Source organism: Pseudomonas sp. 2995-3, assembly GCF_002742565.1.
Taxonomy (GTDB): Bacteria; Pseudomonadota; Gammaproteobacteria; order Pseudomonadales; family Pseudomonadaceae; genus Aquipseudomonas; species Aquipseudomonas edaphica.
On sequence record NZ_LJSB01000125.1, the window covers coordinates 239736 to 254630 of the forward strand.

Here is a 14895-nt window from a genome sequence, read left to right on the forward strand (position 1 = left end):
GAACGACATCCGACGGGCAGGCTTTTCATGCCGCCGGACAAAGCAGGCATAATACCGCGCCTTTACCCGTCAACCGGTAGCCCCGTGAACCCAACGCCTGCTCTGAATACCATGCGCCCCTCGGCTTGTCCGGGGTTGCTGCGTATCGTCCAGGCGCTGGATGGCGGGATATGCCGGATCAAATTGGCCGGTGGTTCTATCACTGCCGCCCAGGCAGTTGCTGTGGCGGACGCGGCGCAGGCCTATGCGGGTGGGGTGATTGAGGCGACCAACCGCGCCAATTTGCAGATTCGCGGGATCGGTGCCGAGCAAGAGGCGTTGATCGCCGCGCTGCTGGCCGCAGGCCTTGGCCCGAACAACGCCGCTGGCGATGACGTGCGCAACCTGATGCTCAGCCCCAGCGCAGGTATCGACACCCAGATGCTGTTCGACACTCGCCCGCTGGCCGATCAGATCCTTGCCACCTTACAAAACCATCCACGTTTCCATGAGCTGTCGGCCAAGTTCGCCGTGCAGTTGGATGGCGGTGAAGCCCTGGCGATGCTCGAACATCACCATGACTTGTGGCTGTCGGCGTTCGAGCGCGATGGCGAAACACTATTGGCCTTCGGCCTGGCCGGTTGTCCGGGGCTGAATGCACCCTTGGGCGCTGTGCCGCTCGAGCAAGGCTATGCCTTGGTCGTGGCCGTGCTGGAAGCGTTTCTCGACCTGGCGACACCGACGCAAACCCGCATGCGTCATCTGGCTGTGGATAACTTATTGGCCCGCCTGAACCTGCCGTTACTGTCGGTGGATGGGTTAAAACGCCAGCCCAGTGGGGGTTTGTTGCACTTGGGCACTTATCCACAGCGACAAAAAGATCTGTTTTACGTTGCCGCCGTTGCGCCGCTGGGTCGTCTGGACTCAAGCATGCTCAAAGGCGCCGCACAGTTGGCCAGTGAGTTCGGCGACGGTACGTTGCGTTTTACGCCGTGGCAGGGCGTACTGCTGCCCAACCTTAAAAACCACGGCGCCGTGACTGAAGGCTTGGAGCAATTGGGCTTCCTTGGCTCAGTCGACCAACCCCTGGCACGCATGATCGCCTGCACCGGTTCAAGCGGCTGCGCCAAAGGCCTGGCCGACACCAAGGCCGATGCCCTGCAACTGGCCGCGCTGCAACCTGGCGCCGAGGTGCACCTGTCCGGCTGCCCACGCTCTTGCGCTGCCGCACACACCGCGCCGGTCACCTTGCTGGCGGTAAGCCCCGGCCACTACGACGTCTATTTTCGCGAGGCAGCCCACCCCGGTTTCGGCCGGCTGCACGCACGCACTCTTTCCATTGAAGCGGCGGGCGCCCTGTTACGCGGCCGCACACGGAGCAACACCGATGATTGATTACATCCGCGACGGTCAGGAGATCTATCGCAACTCCTTCGCCATTATTCGCGCGGAAGCCAAGTTGGAGCGCATCCCTGCCGACCTGGAAAAACTCGCGGTGCGGGTGATTCATGCCTGCGGCATGGTCGATGCCATCGACGGCCTGCAGTTCTCCGAAGGCGCAGGCAAGGCCGGGCGCGATGCGCTGGCCGCTGGCGCGCCGATTTTGTGTGATGCGCGCATGGTCTCCGAAGGCGTGACCCGCGCGCGCCTGCCGGCCAATAACCAGGTGATCTGCACCTTGCGCGACGACAGCGTGCCGGAGTTGGCGCGGGAGCTGGGCAACACCCGTTCAGCTGCCGCGCTGGAACTGTGGCGCCCGCACCTGGAAGGCAGCGTGGTGGTGATCGGCAACGCGCCGACGGCGCTGTTCTACCTGCTGGAAATGCTCGACGCCGGCGCGCCGAAACCAGCGTTGATTCTGGGCTTCCCGGTGGGCTTTGTTGGTGCCGCCGAATCCAAGGCGATGCTGGCGGCCGACAGCCGTGGCGTGCCGTTTGTGATCATGCAAGGCCGCCTGGGCGGCAGTGCGATGGCTGCCGCGGCGGTCAACGCCTTGGCCACGGAGGTCGAGTAATGCAGGCACGCGGACGTTTGATTGGCCTGGGCGTTGGCCCCGGTGACCCCGAACTGATCACCCTCAAGGCGCTGCGCCTGCTGCGCGAGTCGCCGGTGGTGGCGTATTTCGTGGCCAAGGGCAAGAAAGGCAATGCTTTCGGTATTATCGAAGACCACTTGGTGGCGCAGCAGACCTTGATGCCACTGGTGTACCCAGTGACCACCGAAGTGCTGCCGGCACCGATGTCTTACGAGCAGATCATCAGCGACTTTTACGACAACGCCAGCCTCGACGTGGCCGCGCACCTGGACGCTGGCCGCGATGTGGCGGTGATCTGCGAAGGCGATCCGTTCTTCTACGGCTCCTACATGTACCTGCACGACCGTTTGGCCGAGCGTTATGAAGCCCAGGTTATCCCCGGCGTCTGCTCAATGCTCGGCGGCGCTTCGGTGCTTGGCGCGCCGTTGGTGTACCGCAACCAGAGCCTGTCGGTGCTCTCCGGCGTGTTGCCCCACGACGACCTCAAGCGTCGGTTGGCGGATGCCGATGCCGCCGTGATCATGAAGCTGGGCCGTAACTTTCCAAAGGTGCGCCAGGTGCTGCAAGAGCTCGGTTTGGCCGAACGTGCGCTGTACGTGGAACGCGCGACCATGGCCAACCAGAAGATCGTGCCGCTGGATCAAGTCGACCCAGCGTCCTCGCCGTACTTCTCGCTGATCATCGTGCCGGGTGAAAGGTGGCAAGGTTGATGCGCCCGGCGATTGTCATTCTCGGCCAAGGCAGCCTGGCGACGGCGCGCAAGATCGCGCAGGTATACCCTGGCGCGCTGATCCACGGCTTGGCCCGGCGAGTTGAAGGGGCGGACCAGACCTACAGTGAGTTCGGCGCGACCCTGCGCCAGCTTTACCAACAAGGCACGCCACTGATTGCCCTGTGTGCTGCCGGTATCGTGATCCGCACGCTGGCGCCGCTGCTGCTGGAAAAAGGCGAAGAGCCCGCCGTGCTGGCCGTGGCTGAAGATGGCAGCGCCGTGGTGCCGTTGCTCGGCGGCCTGGGCGGTGTGAACCGGATGGCGCGCGACATTGGCGCGGCACTCGGCGTCGCCGCGGCAATCACCACCAGCGGCGAGCTGCGTTTTGGCACCTGCCTGCTCAACCCGCCAGCGGGTTATGCGTTGGCGGACCTGGAACTGGGCAAGCGGTTTGTCTCGGACCTGTTGGCCGGCGAAAGCGTGCGCATCGAAGGTGTGGCGCCGTGGCTGGATCAGGCGAATTTGCCGCAGGATCAGCACGCACGGTTGGCGATTCACGTGGGCAGTGCCGAGCGCGTGCCGGCTGCCAATGAGTTGCTGATTTATCCGAAGACGGTGTGTGTCACCTGTAAGCCAGGTGTGGATTTAGCTCTGCGCGTGCGAACGGCTTTGCATGACGCCGGTATCGCCGTGCAATCCCTGGCGTGCCTGCTGGCCAGCGACACGCAGATGGCCGAAGCCTCGTTGCAGCAAGCCGCAGTGGAATTAGGTGTGCCGTTGCGTTTTGCGCAAGTGGCGCAAGGCGCGGACATCGTTATCACAGTGGCAGAGCAACCGCTGGACCTGTCGCAGGTCGGCCGTGCCCGTGGCCGCCTTGCCGTGATCGGCCTTGGCCCTGGCGCAGCCGAGTTGATGGTGCCGGCGGTGAAGGCCGAGCTGGCGCGTTGCACCGATGTGCTGGGCTACGAAACCTATGTGCGCATGGCCGGGCCGTTCCGCGACGACCAAGTGCAACACTGCACCGACAACCGCGAAGAAATGCAGCGTGCTCGCCATGCCTTCGAATTGGCCGCTCAAGGCCGTTCGGTGGTGGTGGTGTCGTCCGGTGACCCTGGCGTATTTGCCATGGCGGCGGCGGTGCTTGAGGCGTTGCACGAATCCAGTGACCCGGCCTGGCATCAGGTCGAGCTGGACATTCTGCCGGGCGTCTCAGCCTCGCTGGCTACTGCCGCCCAGGCGGGCGCGCCATTGGGGCATGACTTCTGCGTGATGTCGTTGTCGGACAACCTCAAGCCCTGGTCGATTATCGAAAAACGCCTGGACCTTGCATCCCAGGCCGACCTGGCGCTGGCGTTCTACAACCCGATCTCGCGTTCGCGGCCGTGGCAATTGGGGCGTGCCCTGGAAATCGTCGCGTTGCACCGCACGCCCGCAACACCGGTGGTGCTGGGTCGCGACATTGGCCGCCCTGGCCAGACCTTGCGCGTCACCACGTTGGGGCAGTTGACGCCTGAGCAAGTGGATATGCGCACCATGGTGCTGATCGGCTCGTCCACCACCTGCGTATTCCCCCGCGCCGGTGGCGGCGAATGGGTGTACACGCCACGCTGGTACGGCGAGAAACCCGCTTCCTGAAATCAGCTCGCGGCAGGTAAGAAGGCTCCGAGTAACGCAGGGTGAAAACCTGTTGTTACTCGGGGCTTTTTCTTTTTTTGCCGATGAAAAAAGGAAGGTCTACCGGTATGCCTCGTTATTGCTGGTTGACGTTTTTTCGACGGGGGCGCCAAGCGATGTTTGTGGTCTGGAAAGCGCGCCAGCAGCTGGACTAGTGTGGAGACAAGCCCCATGTGGGGTGCTTGTGGAGAACTGAAAATGGAGCGACATCACAAAAGGATCATCAGTGCCAAAAGGCGCAAGTTGATTGCCGCCTACAAGCTGCCAGGGGCGCCGGGCGCCAAACGCTCGGTGTTCCTGGACGCGGAAGATGACAGCAATGCAGCCGTCGTGAACAACGGCGTGATTTCGTTTATCGAGGGCATGTCGGCGCTGAACCGTGAATACATTCGTAAAAGCTACCTGCTGGCCAGCAGTTATGTGAGTGATGTGTTGAAGGTCCAACGGGGGAGTGAGGCCTGGTATGACGAATTTATCAAGGTGATGGTCAGCCTGGGCTGGTTGCCGGTGCGCAGCGCTTTTGAGCGGGTATCAAGCTCCGGCAAAGGGCTGACGGTGCAGGTGGCGGCGCTGAATATCATCGCCGCGCTGGCGGCGGCCTCGCTGGCAGGGCCGCTGCTGGCGGCGTTGCCGAAACTGGCGGCGGATGCGCTGCTGGCCTTGAAGCAACAGCCTGCCTCGTTTGAGCTGTTCAAGCGCAATAGCACCGTGCATCAGGGCGGTGATTTCGGCCTGGCGTCCTGTGCTGAAACGGCGGGAGAGGTGATGATGGTGCTGGTGACTTACAGCACCCACGGTGTGAGCAAACAGCTGGGCCTGCCGTTTCTGGAGTGGGACAGCTCTTCGGTCGAGGCTTTCAGCGGCCAGACTTGCCTGGTGCTCAATACCTCTGTGGTCAATGAAAAAACCATCCAGCTGATGCGCGAGAGTGCCGGCGACAAGGTGCAACTGGCAATCGCGAAGTACCGGATTTAAGGCACCAGATAACCGCGCACGCCGGTAAAGATGATCTGCGCGGCCAGCGCACACACGAACAACCCCATCAACCGACTGACAATCTGCAAGCCCTGGTCACCCAGAATGCGTTCGATACGGTTGGACAAATACAGCACCACACCGACCGTGAAGCTGGCCAGGGCAATGCTGACGATGGCCATGAACTTGTCATCCCAGTGGGGCTGGCTCACGCCCATCACCAACAGTGCACCGATGGTGCCGGGGCCGACCGTGAGCGGGATGGTCAGCGGTACGATGGTCACGTCCTGCTGCACATTGTCGGTCTGCACCGCCGACTTGCCTTGGGCCATGCCCAGGGCCGAGATAAACAGCACGCTGCCGGCGCCAATGCGAAATGCATCCACGGTAATGCCGAACACGCTGAAAATCACCCGGCCGAACAGGTAGAGCAACACGCTCGACACCAGCGTGGCCAACGCGACCTTCCAGGCCAGCCGGCGCCGTTCTTTGCTGGAGTAACCACGGGTCAGGCTGATAAAGCAGGACAGCACAAAGAACGGGCTGTAGAGCACCAGCATTTTCAGGTAGACGCTGAATAACACGTGGAGCATGGGCGCGGCTCGCGATAGGAGAGGTTTGCGGAGTCTATCAGGCGCAACCGGGCAAATGTGGGAGCTGGCTTGCCTGCGATAGCGGTGGAGCAGACAAAGGGTGTGTGATTGACACTCCGCCATCGCAGGCAAGCCAGCTCCCACAGGAGGCTGCATTTCAAGGTCACGACGGGGCGTGCTCCGGGCGTTGCTGACGCTGCGCCACCCAAAACTCCACCAGTTCACGCAACTGCGACAACTCCACCGGCTTGGCCATGTGGCCATCCATGCCGGCCTGGCGTGCGCGTTCTTTATGTTCCGACAGGATATGCGCCGTCAGCGCCACCACCGGCGTGCGAATACGCTGGTGGCTGACTTCCCACGCGCGCAATTGCTGGGTGGCAGAGAAGCCATCGAGGATCGGCATTTCGCAGTCCATCAACACCAGGTCGTAACGCTGGGCTTTCATCGCCTCCAGCGCTTCCTCGCCGTTGCTGGCGGTGTCCGGGTTGAGGTTGAGCTTGCCGAGCATGCCGCGAATCACTTTGGTGGAGATACTGTTGTCTTCAGCCACCAGGATCTTGAAGTCACTGGGCACGGTGACTGCTGCCGGCGCGCTGAGAGCAGGGCGCGGCGCAATTGTGCCCTTGCTGCGCTGGGTCAGTTCGTCGGCCAGGGTGGTCTTGAGTGTGTAGCCGGCCACTGGCTTGGCGAGGATGCGTTTGATCCCGCTGTTGCGCGCGATGATCTTGCTCGGCGCATTGCTGATGCCGGTGAGCATGATCAGCAGAATGTCGTGGTTCAGGCTCGGGTCTTCCTTGATCTTCGCCGCCAGTTGCATGCCGGTCATGCCGGGCATGTTCTGGTCCAGCAGCACTACGTCGAAGTAGTCGCGCAGGTGCGCTTTGGTGCGCAGCAGCGCCAGGGCTTCTTTGCCGGACGGCACAGCGCTGACGTTCAAGCCCCAGGCGGTGCATTGCTGCACCAGCACTTTGCGGCAGGTGTCGTTGTCATCGACCACCAACACCCGCGCGCCTTTGAGCGGCCCGTCGAGGTCGGACGTCGGGTGCTCCAGGCGTTCCGGGTCCAGTGGCAGGGTCAGCCACAGCGTGCTGCCCTGGTGGCTGCCGCTCTTGATGCCGAACTCGCCGTTCATCAACAGGATCAACTGGCGGGCGATGACCAGGCCCAGGTGGCCGCTCAGGCGCGTAGCCGAGAGGAAGTTCTTGCTGTGCAGTTCGCTGTGCAGCAGCGCGTCGCGTTCGGCGGCATCCATCGGCAGGCCGCTGTCTTGTACGGCGATGCGCAGGCGTGGCTTGGTGCTGCGTTCGTCCAGGGCGACTACGATCAGCACTTCGCCTTCATCGGTTTTTTGCAGGGCGTTTTCCAGCAGGCTCAACAGCGCCTGGCGCAGGCGCGTGGGGTCGCCACTGATCACGCGGGGCACCTGCGGCTGGATAAAGCTGATCAGCTCGACGTTCTGCTGTTCGGCCTTGGCGCGGAAGATACTCAAGCAGTCATCGATCAGCGCGTTGAGGTCAAATTGCACGTCGTCCAGTTCGATCTGCCCGGATTCGAGCTTGGAGATGTCGAGGATCTCGTTGATCAGCGTCAGCAGTTCATTGCCGGCGCTGTGGATGGTCTGCACATAGTCACGCTGCTTCACCGACAGCGGCGTGCCGAGCAGCAACTCGGTCATGCCCAGCACGCCGTTCATGGGCGTGCGGATTTCGTGGCTGATCTTGGCCAGGAATTCGGCCTTGGCGGCGATCTCGGCATTGCTGGCCGCCAGGTCGCGGCTGAGGCTGAAGCGTGCTTCGACAATGGCGCGCTGGCGTTCGCCCAGGGCCAGGCTCATCAGCAGGCCGCTCAGGCAGATAAAGCTCAGCAGGGTCACGATCAAACCTTGCGGTGCCACCAGCGTCAGGCCCAGCAGGGCGGGCAGGATGATCAGGGTGCCGATGTTGAACACCACCATCGCCACCACAAACAAGCGCGCCGGCCGGTAGCCTTTCTGCCAGTGGTAAGCCGAGATAAACAACATGCTCAAGCCTGCCAGGGCGACCAGCGCGTAGGTGATGATGTTCAGCGGCAAGGTGTTGACAAACAACAGCAGCAGGCCGCACAGCACGATCAGCAGGATGTCGGCCATCAACAGCTTGTTCAGCGGGTGCGGGCCCAAGGGCATGAAGAAGCGATAGGCAAACATCAGCCCGCACGGCGCAGTCAGCAGCAGCGCGAGGTAGGCGCCCGGGGTCTGCACCGCGTGCCAGTTTGGCAGCCACGGCCCCACCAGGTTGAGCAACAGCGCCAGGCTCAGCATCAACAATACTTCGCAGGCCGCCAGCCACAGGCTGCTGCGCGAGCGGTGGTAGGCGAAGCGTGTGAGGTTGTGCAGGATCAGCATCAGCAGGCAGCCGAACAGCAGGCCGTAGATCAGCGTCTGGGTCTGGTCGGCGGCGGCGAGCACGGCCGGTTCCAGGGTGATGTAGGGGCGCAGTTCGTGTTCCGAGACCAGGCGCAGGTACACCTCAAGGGGCTTCTGGCTCTGGGGCATCGGCAGCATGAAATCGCTGCTGGGCAGCGGGCGTTCCGCCTGGGGCTGGCGGGTACCGGTGCTTTGCTGCTCCACCAGCATGTCGCCGTCGAGCACATACAGGTTCAGGTGCGACAGGTCCGGGGCGAATACCCGCAGCACTTGTTCGTGCTTGCCGGGTTGCAGCTTGAAGCGTACCCACAACGCACCGTCCGGCTGCGCAGCGGTAATCCGGTCGAGTTCGATGGGGCTGAATTGATTGGTGTAGCGGGCGGAGCGGATGTCGCTCAGTTGCAGGTCGGCCTGTTCATCAAGCAATACTGCCCAGCCACTGCCTTGCGCGGCGGCCTGGGCCGGGAACAAGCAGAGCAGGGTCAGCAAGCTGACTGTAAAACCTATGGCGATCCTGAGCCAGCGCACGGCGAAATCCCTTCTTAGGTTGATGCACGGGTTAACTATGCGCGGGGCGACATGGGTACGGCAAGGGCCAGAGGCCCTTACCTAGCCGAACGGATAGCTACGCAAGCGTAGCTGTTCAGTTGTTCTCGCCGCGTTCACGGGCAATGGCGCGATAGCCGATGTCCGTGCGGTAGAAGCAACCTTTCCAGTCGATTTTTGCCGCCAGTTTGTACGCCTGTTGCTGCGCGGCGTCGACACTGGCACCCATTGCGGTGGCGCACAATACACGGCCACCTGCGGTTACAACTTTGCCGTCCTTGAGCGCGGTGCCTGCATGGAACACCTTGCCTTCCAGCGTAGCAGCCGCATCCAGGCCTTCAATCACATCGCCCTTGGCGTAGTCGGCTGGGTAACCACCGGCCGCCAGTACGATGCCGACACTCGGGCGCGGGTCCCACTGTGCTTCAACCTTGTCCAGGGCCTGGGCCAATGCGGCTTCCACCAGCAGCACCAGGCTCGATTGCAGACGCAGCATCACCGGTTGGGTTTCCGGGTCGCCGAAGCGGCAGTTGAACTCGATGACTTTCGGGTTGCCGGCTTTGTCGATCATCAGGCCAGCGTAGAGGAAACCGGTGTACACATTGCCTTCGTCGGCCATGCCGCGCACGGTTGGCCAGATCACCAGGTCCATCACGCGTTTGTGCACGTCGGCGGTGACGACCGGGGCAGGGGAGTAGGCACCCATGCCACCGGTGTTCGGGCCGCTGTCGCCATCGCCAACACGTTTGTGGTCCTGGCTGGTGGCCATCGGCAACACATTTTTGCCATCGACCATCACGATGAAGCTGGCTTCTTCGCCGTCGAGGAACTCCTCGATCACCACACGCGAGCCTGCATCACCAAACGCGTTACCGGCGAGCATGTCGCGTACGGCGTCTTCGGCTTCCTGCAAGGTCATGGCGACGATCACGCCTTTACCGGCGGCCAGGCCATCGGCCTTGATCACGATCGGTGCGCCTTTTTCACGCAGGTAAGCCAGGGCCGGCTCAATCTCGGTGAAGTTCTGGTAGTCGGCCGTCGGGATCTTGTGGCGAGCCAGGAAATCCTTGGTAAAGGCTTTGGAGCCTTCCAGTTGGGCGGCACCGGCGGTTGGGCCGAAGCAGTCCAGGCCACGGCTGCGGAACAGGTCCACAACGCCGGCAACCAGCGGTACTTCCGGGCCGACGATGGTCAGGGAAACATTTTTTTCGGCAAAATCAGCAAGCTGCTCAAGGGCCAGGACGTCGATAGCGACGTTTTCGCACTTGGCTTCAATGGCGGTGCCGGCGTTGCCGGGGGCGACGAAAACCTTCTGAACGCGTGGGTCCTGGGCAACTTTCCAGGCCAGGGCGTGTTCGCGGCCACCGCTGCCAATGATCAAAACATTCATTTCAAAACCCTCGTTAGGATGATCGTTCCCACGCTCTGCGTGGGAATGCCTCTACGGACGCTCTGCGTCCGAGGGACGCGGAGCGTCCCTGGCTGCGTTCCCACGCGGAGCGTGGGAACGATCAATCAGTGGCGGAAGTGGCGCATGCCGGTGAAGACCATCGCGATGCCCGCTTCATCAGCGGCCGCGATCACTTCAGCATCACGCATCGAGCCACCCGGTTGGATCACGGCGGTAACACCGGCTTTCGCGGCGTTGTCCAGGCCATCACGGAACGGGAAGAACGCGTCGGAAGCCATCACCGAACCCGCTACCTGCAAGCCTGCGTGTTCTGCCTTGATCGCGGCGATACGCGCCGAGTTCACGCGGCTCATCTGGCCGGCGCCGACACCGATGGTCTGGCGGTTCTTGGCGTAGACAATCGCGTTGGACTTAACGTACTTGGCGACTTTCCAGGCGAAGATCAGGTCGTTGATCTCTTGCTCGGTCGGGGCGCGCTTGGTGACGACCTTCAAGTCTTCGCTGCCGATCATGCCGATGTCGCGGCTCTGTACCAGCAAGCCGCCATTGACGCGCTTGTAGTCCCAGGCAGCGGCGCGGTCTGCTGACCACTCGCCGCAGGCCAGCAGGCGCACGTTGGCTTTGGCGGCGACGATGGCGCGAGCTTCTTCACTGACGGATGGGGCAATGATCACTTCAACGAACTGGCGCTCGACGATCGCCTTGGCGGTCTCGGCGTCCAGCTCACGGTTGAAGGCAATGATGCCGCCAAACGCGGATTCAGTGTCAGTGGCGTAGGCCAGTTCGTAGGCCTGGCGAATGCCGCCTTCAGCGTCCGGGCTCACAGCCACGCCGCACGGGTTGGCGTGCTTGACGATCACGCAGGCTGGCTTGACGAAGCTCTTCACACATTCCAGCGCGGCGTCGGTGTCGGCCACGTTGTTGTAGGACAGCTCCTTGCCTTGCAGCTGGGTCGCGGTGGCGATGCCGACTTCGGCAGGCTTGGCCTCAACGTAGAACGCCGCGCTCTGGTGCGGGTTCTCGCCGTAGCGCATTTCCTGGGCCTTGATGAACTGGCTGTTGAAGGTGCGCGGGAACTGGCTGCGGCCTTCTGTGCTCAGGGTTTCAGCGGCCTGGTTCACGGTGCCCATGTAGTTGGCGATCATGCCGTCGTAGGCGGCGGTGTGTTCGAACGCCTTGAGCATCAGGTCGAAACGCTGGGCGTAGGTCAGGCCGCCGGCTTTCAGGCTTTCCAATACTTGCGCGTAGTCGCTGGCGTTAACCACGATGGCCACGTCTTTGTGGTTCTTGGCAGCGGAGCGAACCATGGTCGGGCCGCCGATATCGATGTTCTCGATGGCGGTCGGCAGGTCGCAGCCTGGCTTGTTGATGGTGGCTTCGAACGGGTAAAGGTTAACGGCTACCAGGTCGATCGGCTTGATGCCGTGTTCGCTCATGATGGCGTCATCGATACCGCGACGACCGAGGATCCCGCCGTGGATTTTCGGGTGCAGGGTCTTGACCCGACCGTCCATCATTTCTGCGAAACCGGTGTAGTCCGCGACTTCTACTGCGGCCACGCCGTTGTCCTGCAGCAGTTTGAAGGTCCCGCCTGTGGAGAGGATTTCCACGCCAAGGGCTTCCAGCTCCCGGGCAAATTCGAGGATCCCGGTCTTGTCGGAGACACTGATCAAGGCGCGGCGGATCGGCAGGCGGGTGGTCTGGTCGGTCATTTCAATTTCCATCAAAAGCAAAGGAGTCAGCAAAAAAGGCGACCGTTTTTACGCGGGCGCCTTTCTGGTTTGATTGAATGCTTACAGCAAATCGTATTGTTTGAGCTTTTTGCGCAAGGTGCCACGGTTGAGGCCCAGCAGCTCACTGGCTTTGGTCTGGTTGCCCTTGACGTAGTTCATCACGCTTTCGAGCAACGGCGCCTCGACTTCGGAGAGCACCAGGTTGTACACGTCCGTGACGGAAGCGCCCTCAAGGTGGGCGAAATAATTGTGCAGCGCCTTCTCGACACTCCCACGAAGGGTCTGACCTTCTTCGCTCGGCGTGTTCAGGTGCTGTTTCAAATTGACGTTGTCGCTCACGGGTGCTGTTCCACTCACTAAAGTCTCGGTCATCATCGTCATGCGGCCACCCCCTCTCCATCCCCTGTTCCCAGGCTCTTGTCACGTTCGGCGAAGAACTCACGAACGGTGGCGACCTGTGCCTGCGTTTCATCCAAACGATTGAACTGAGCGCGGAATTCCTTGGCGCCCGGCAAGGTGGCGAGATACCAGCCGACATGCTTGCGAGCAATGCGTACTCCCATCACGTCTCCATAGAAGGCGTGCAGGGCGGCCAGATGCTCTAGCAGAATACGTTCCACCTCGATCAACTCCGGTGCCGGCAAGACTTCGCCGGTACGCAGAAAGTGTTCGATCTCACGAAAAATCCATGGCCGCCCCTGGGCGGCCCGGCCAATCAACAAGCCATCGGCGCCGGTTGCGTGCAGCACGCGCCGGGCTTTCTCGGCTGAGTCGATATCGCCATTGGCAAAGACCGGCATCGACACCGCCTGCTTGATCGCGGCAATGGTGTCGTACTCGGCTTCACCGGTGTAAAGGTCGGCGCGGGTGCGGCCATGCACCGCCAGCGCTGTAATCCCGGCCTGTTCAGCGATCTTCGCCACTGTCAGGCCATTTTTGTTGTCCCGGTCCCAGCCGGTACGAATTTTCAGGGTGACCGGCACATCCACTGCGGCGACAACGGCCTGCAGGATCTCGGCTACCAACTGCTCATCTTTCAACAATGCGGAACCGGCGGCCTTGTTGCAGACCTTCTTGGCCGGGCAGCCCATGTTGATGTCGATGATCTGTGCGCCCAACTCCACGTTGGCTCGGGCCGCATCTGCCAGCATTTGCGCATCACCCCCGGCGATCTGCACCGAGCGGGGCTCGGGATCACCTTCGTGGATCATGCGCATCCGCGATTTGCGGGTGTTCCACAAGCTCATGTCGCTGGTGACCATTTCAGAGACTACTAGACCCGCGCCCAAACGCTTGCACAGCTGACGAAAGGGCTGGTCGGTGACGCCCGCCATCGGGGCGAGGATCAAGCCGTTTTGCAATGTGTATGGGCCGATGCGTACCGCCGACATAGGACTTCCCTGTTGTGGGGCCGGATCATTAGAGTTCGAAAAAGGGTTGGCATGATACCCGCTCTCGATGACTGGATAAAGGCTGAATTGGATAAAATCTGAACAGTTATTTCTTTATCGCCGCCGGTTTGGTTGCGCAGCGCAAAGTCAATAATTTGCCGTCAAACCTCAGAACCTGCGCCGGTTCACTCGGGCGAGTGAAAACTCAGGCTGTAATTCACCGCTTTATTGCCTGGGTCAAGGATATCCAGGGAGATGTGGATCGGTGTCTGCGATGGCATTTCGCTGACGCCGGCCAATTCGCCGCTCAGGTATTCGCCGGGTTTGAAGCGACGACTGGCGATCAGATTGCCGTTCATGTCGGCGAAACGCAGTTCCAGCAACGGAAAGGGCTGGGAAAACGTCGCCCGGTTATAGATGATCGCATCCACCACCAGCGCCCCGGCAAACTCCGGGTTGCTGCGCACCACCAGGTTGCTGCTCTTGATATGGGCGATATCGACCCGCGATGGCACCGTGCAACCCAGTGACGGGCACAGCTGCTGAAACCATGGGCGGTAGGCATCCTGGCGGGCCAGGTCGTCGAATTGATACGCGATGTACTGGCCTGCAAGGCCTGCGGCGGCGATCAGCACCAGCAGCATCCAGATCAGGCGGCGGCCCCAGCCGGACGGGCGCTTTTGGGCGTAAAGGTGCAGCGGGTCGTCTTCCAGGTCCTGGAGTACGTCATCGTGAACACTTGGCTCGGGGCGCGTGCGCTTGCGACGCGGTTGCGGGCGATCTTCGGGGGCCGGTTCGTCCAGGGCCTGGGTCAAGGGCGTGAACGGCGGGGCGATATCGTCATCTTCAACGTGGGGCGCCGAGCGTAGTGGCGGTTCATCGTCGATGTCGTCAAGGCGAAACGACATGGAGGGTTCGGTGCGCTGGCGTGTCGCAGTGGCCGGCTCTGGCTCTGGCTCTGGCTCTGGCTCGTCCTCGGGCGCTGGGGTGCGCTCCTCGGGCGGTTCACTGAACAGGCTGGCGGCCCACTGTTCTTCTTCGGCCTTGGCAGTGCCGCGCGTAGCGCTCAGGGCATCTTCAGGCTGGCGACGGTCAGCGGGTGCCTGACGACGCTCCAGCTTGGCCAGTTCTTCGTCCAGATCCAGGTTGTCCAGGTCCAGTTCTTCGGCGTTCCACTGCTTCTGGCTGATGGCCCGTGGGGCCTCGGCGGTCGGCTCAGTGGCCTTCTCGGCAACGGCCGGCTGCTCAGGCGCAGGCACCTGGCCGCGCTGCTCCAGCAACTGGCGAGCGGCGTTGAACACTTGCAGGCACGAGCCGCAGCGCACCACGCCGCGGGCCACACTCAGTTGTGCGTGGCTGACGCGAAAACGGGCTTGGCAGTGTGGGCACTGGGTGACGAAACTGTCGGTCATGCGGCCATCCGATTCAGGCAAGCGCTC

Annotated in this window: 12 protein-coding genes; 5 read left to right on the forward strand and 7 right to left on the reverse strand. The window is 62.0% G+C overall.

Annotated elements, in window-relative coordinates; all coding sequences use genetic code 11:
• Positions 1–27: 27 nt before the first annotated feature.
• The 5 genes from cobG (at position 28) to AOA62_RS06170 (ending at position 5375) form a co-directional block, all read left to right on the forward strand.
• Positions 28–1374: a precorrin-3B synthase gene (gene cobG, locus AOA62_RS06150; RefSeq protein ID WP_099548131.1), complete on the forward strand. Its 1347-nt coding sequence runs from the start codon at positions 28–30 to the stop codon at positions 1372–1374.
• Positions 1367–1993: a precorrin-8X methylmutase gene (locus tag AOA62_RS06155; protein WP_017136756.1), complete on the forward strand. Its 627-nt coding sequence runs from the start codon at positions 1367–1369 to the stop codon at positions 1991–1993. Before cobG ends, AOA62_RS06155 begins: the two co-directional genes overlap by 8 nt.
• Complete coding sequence (locus AOA62_RS06160; protein WP_017136755.1) at positions 1993–2724, forward strand: precorrin-2 C(20)-methyltransferase; 732 nt, start codon at positions 1993–1995, stop codon at positions 2722–2724. The genes AOA62_RS06155 and AOA62_RS06160 overlap by 1 nt, the downstream gene beginning before the upstream one ends.
• A complete protein-coding gene (cobJ, locus tag AOA62_RS06165) occupies positions 2724–4361 on the forward strand; it encodes a precorrin-3B C(17)-methyltransferase (RefSeq protein ID WP_099548132.1) in 1638 nt (545 codons plus the stop codon). The genes AOA62_RS06160 and cobJ overlap by 1 nt, the downstream gene beginning before the upstream one ends.
• A 237-nt stretch (positions 4362–4598) precedes the next feature.
• Positions 4599–5375 carry a hypothetical protein gene (locus AOA62_RS06170; protein ID WP_017136753.1) on the forward strand — a complete coding sequence of 259 codons (777 nt, stop codon included), beginning with the start codon at positions 4599–4601 and terminating at the stop codon, positions 5373–5375.
• Here the strand turns inward: AOA62_RS06170 and AOA62_RS06175 are convergent.
• The 7 genes from AOA62_RS06175 to AOA62_RS06210 form a co-directional block, all read right to left on the reverse strand.
• Positions 5372–5968: a MarC family protein gene (locus AOA62_RS06175; protein ID WP_017136752.1), complete on the reverse strand. Its 597-nt coding sequence runs from the start codon at positions 5966–5968 to the stop codon at positions 5372–5374. The two genes, AOA62_RS06170 and AOA62_RS06175, sit on opposite strands and share 4 nt — an antisense overlap.
• A 163-nt stretch (positions 5969–6131) precedes the next feature.
• Positions 6132–8903 carry a hybrid sensor histidine kinase/response regulator gene (locus tag AOA62_RS06180; protein ID WP_099548133.1) on the reverse strand — a complete coding sequence of 924 codons (2772 nt, stop codon included), beginning with the start codon at positions 8901–8903 and terminating at the stop codon, positions 6132–6134.
• Positions 8904–9018: 115 nt separating this feature from the next.
• The gene (gene purD, locus AOA62_RS06185; protein ID WP_017136750.1) at positions 9019–10311 is read right to left on the reverse strand and encodes a phosphoribosylamine--glycine ligase; all 1293 of its coding nucleotides are present in this window, start codon (positions 10309–10311) and stop codon (positions 9019–9021) included.
• Between the two features lie 125 nt (positions 10312–10436).
• Complete coding sequence (gene purH / locus AOA62_RS06190) at positions 10437–12044, reverse strand: bifunctional phosphoribosylaminoimidazolecarboxamide formyltransferase/IMP cyclohydrolase (protein WP_099548134.1); 1608 nt, start codon at positions 12042–12044, stop codon at positions 10437–10439.
• 81 nt (positions 12045–12125) lie between these two features.
• Positions 12126–12446 carry a DNA-binding transcriptional regulator Fis gene (gene fis, locus AOA62_RS06195; protein ID WP_003221275.1) on the reverse strand — a complete coding sequence of 107 codons (321 nt, stop codon included), beginning with the start codon at positions 12444–12446 and terminating at the stop codon, positions 12126–12128.
• Positions 12443–13456, reverse strand: coding sequence for a tRNA dihydrouridine synthase DusB (dusB, locus tag AOA62_RS06200; RefSeq protein ID WP_099548135.1), 1014 nt, complete (start codon positions 13454–13456; stop codon positions 12443–12445). Before dusB ends, fis begins: the two co-directional genes overlap by 4 nt.
• Positions 13457–13641: 185 nt before the next feature.
• Positions 13642–14868, reverse strand: coding sequence for a DUF3426 domain-containing protein (locus AOA62_RS06210; protein ID WP_099548137.1), 1227 nt, complete (start codon positions 14866–14868; stop codon positions 13642–13644).
• Positions 14869–14895 lie beyond the last annotated feature (27 nt).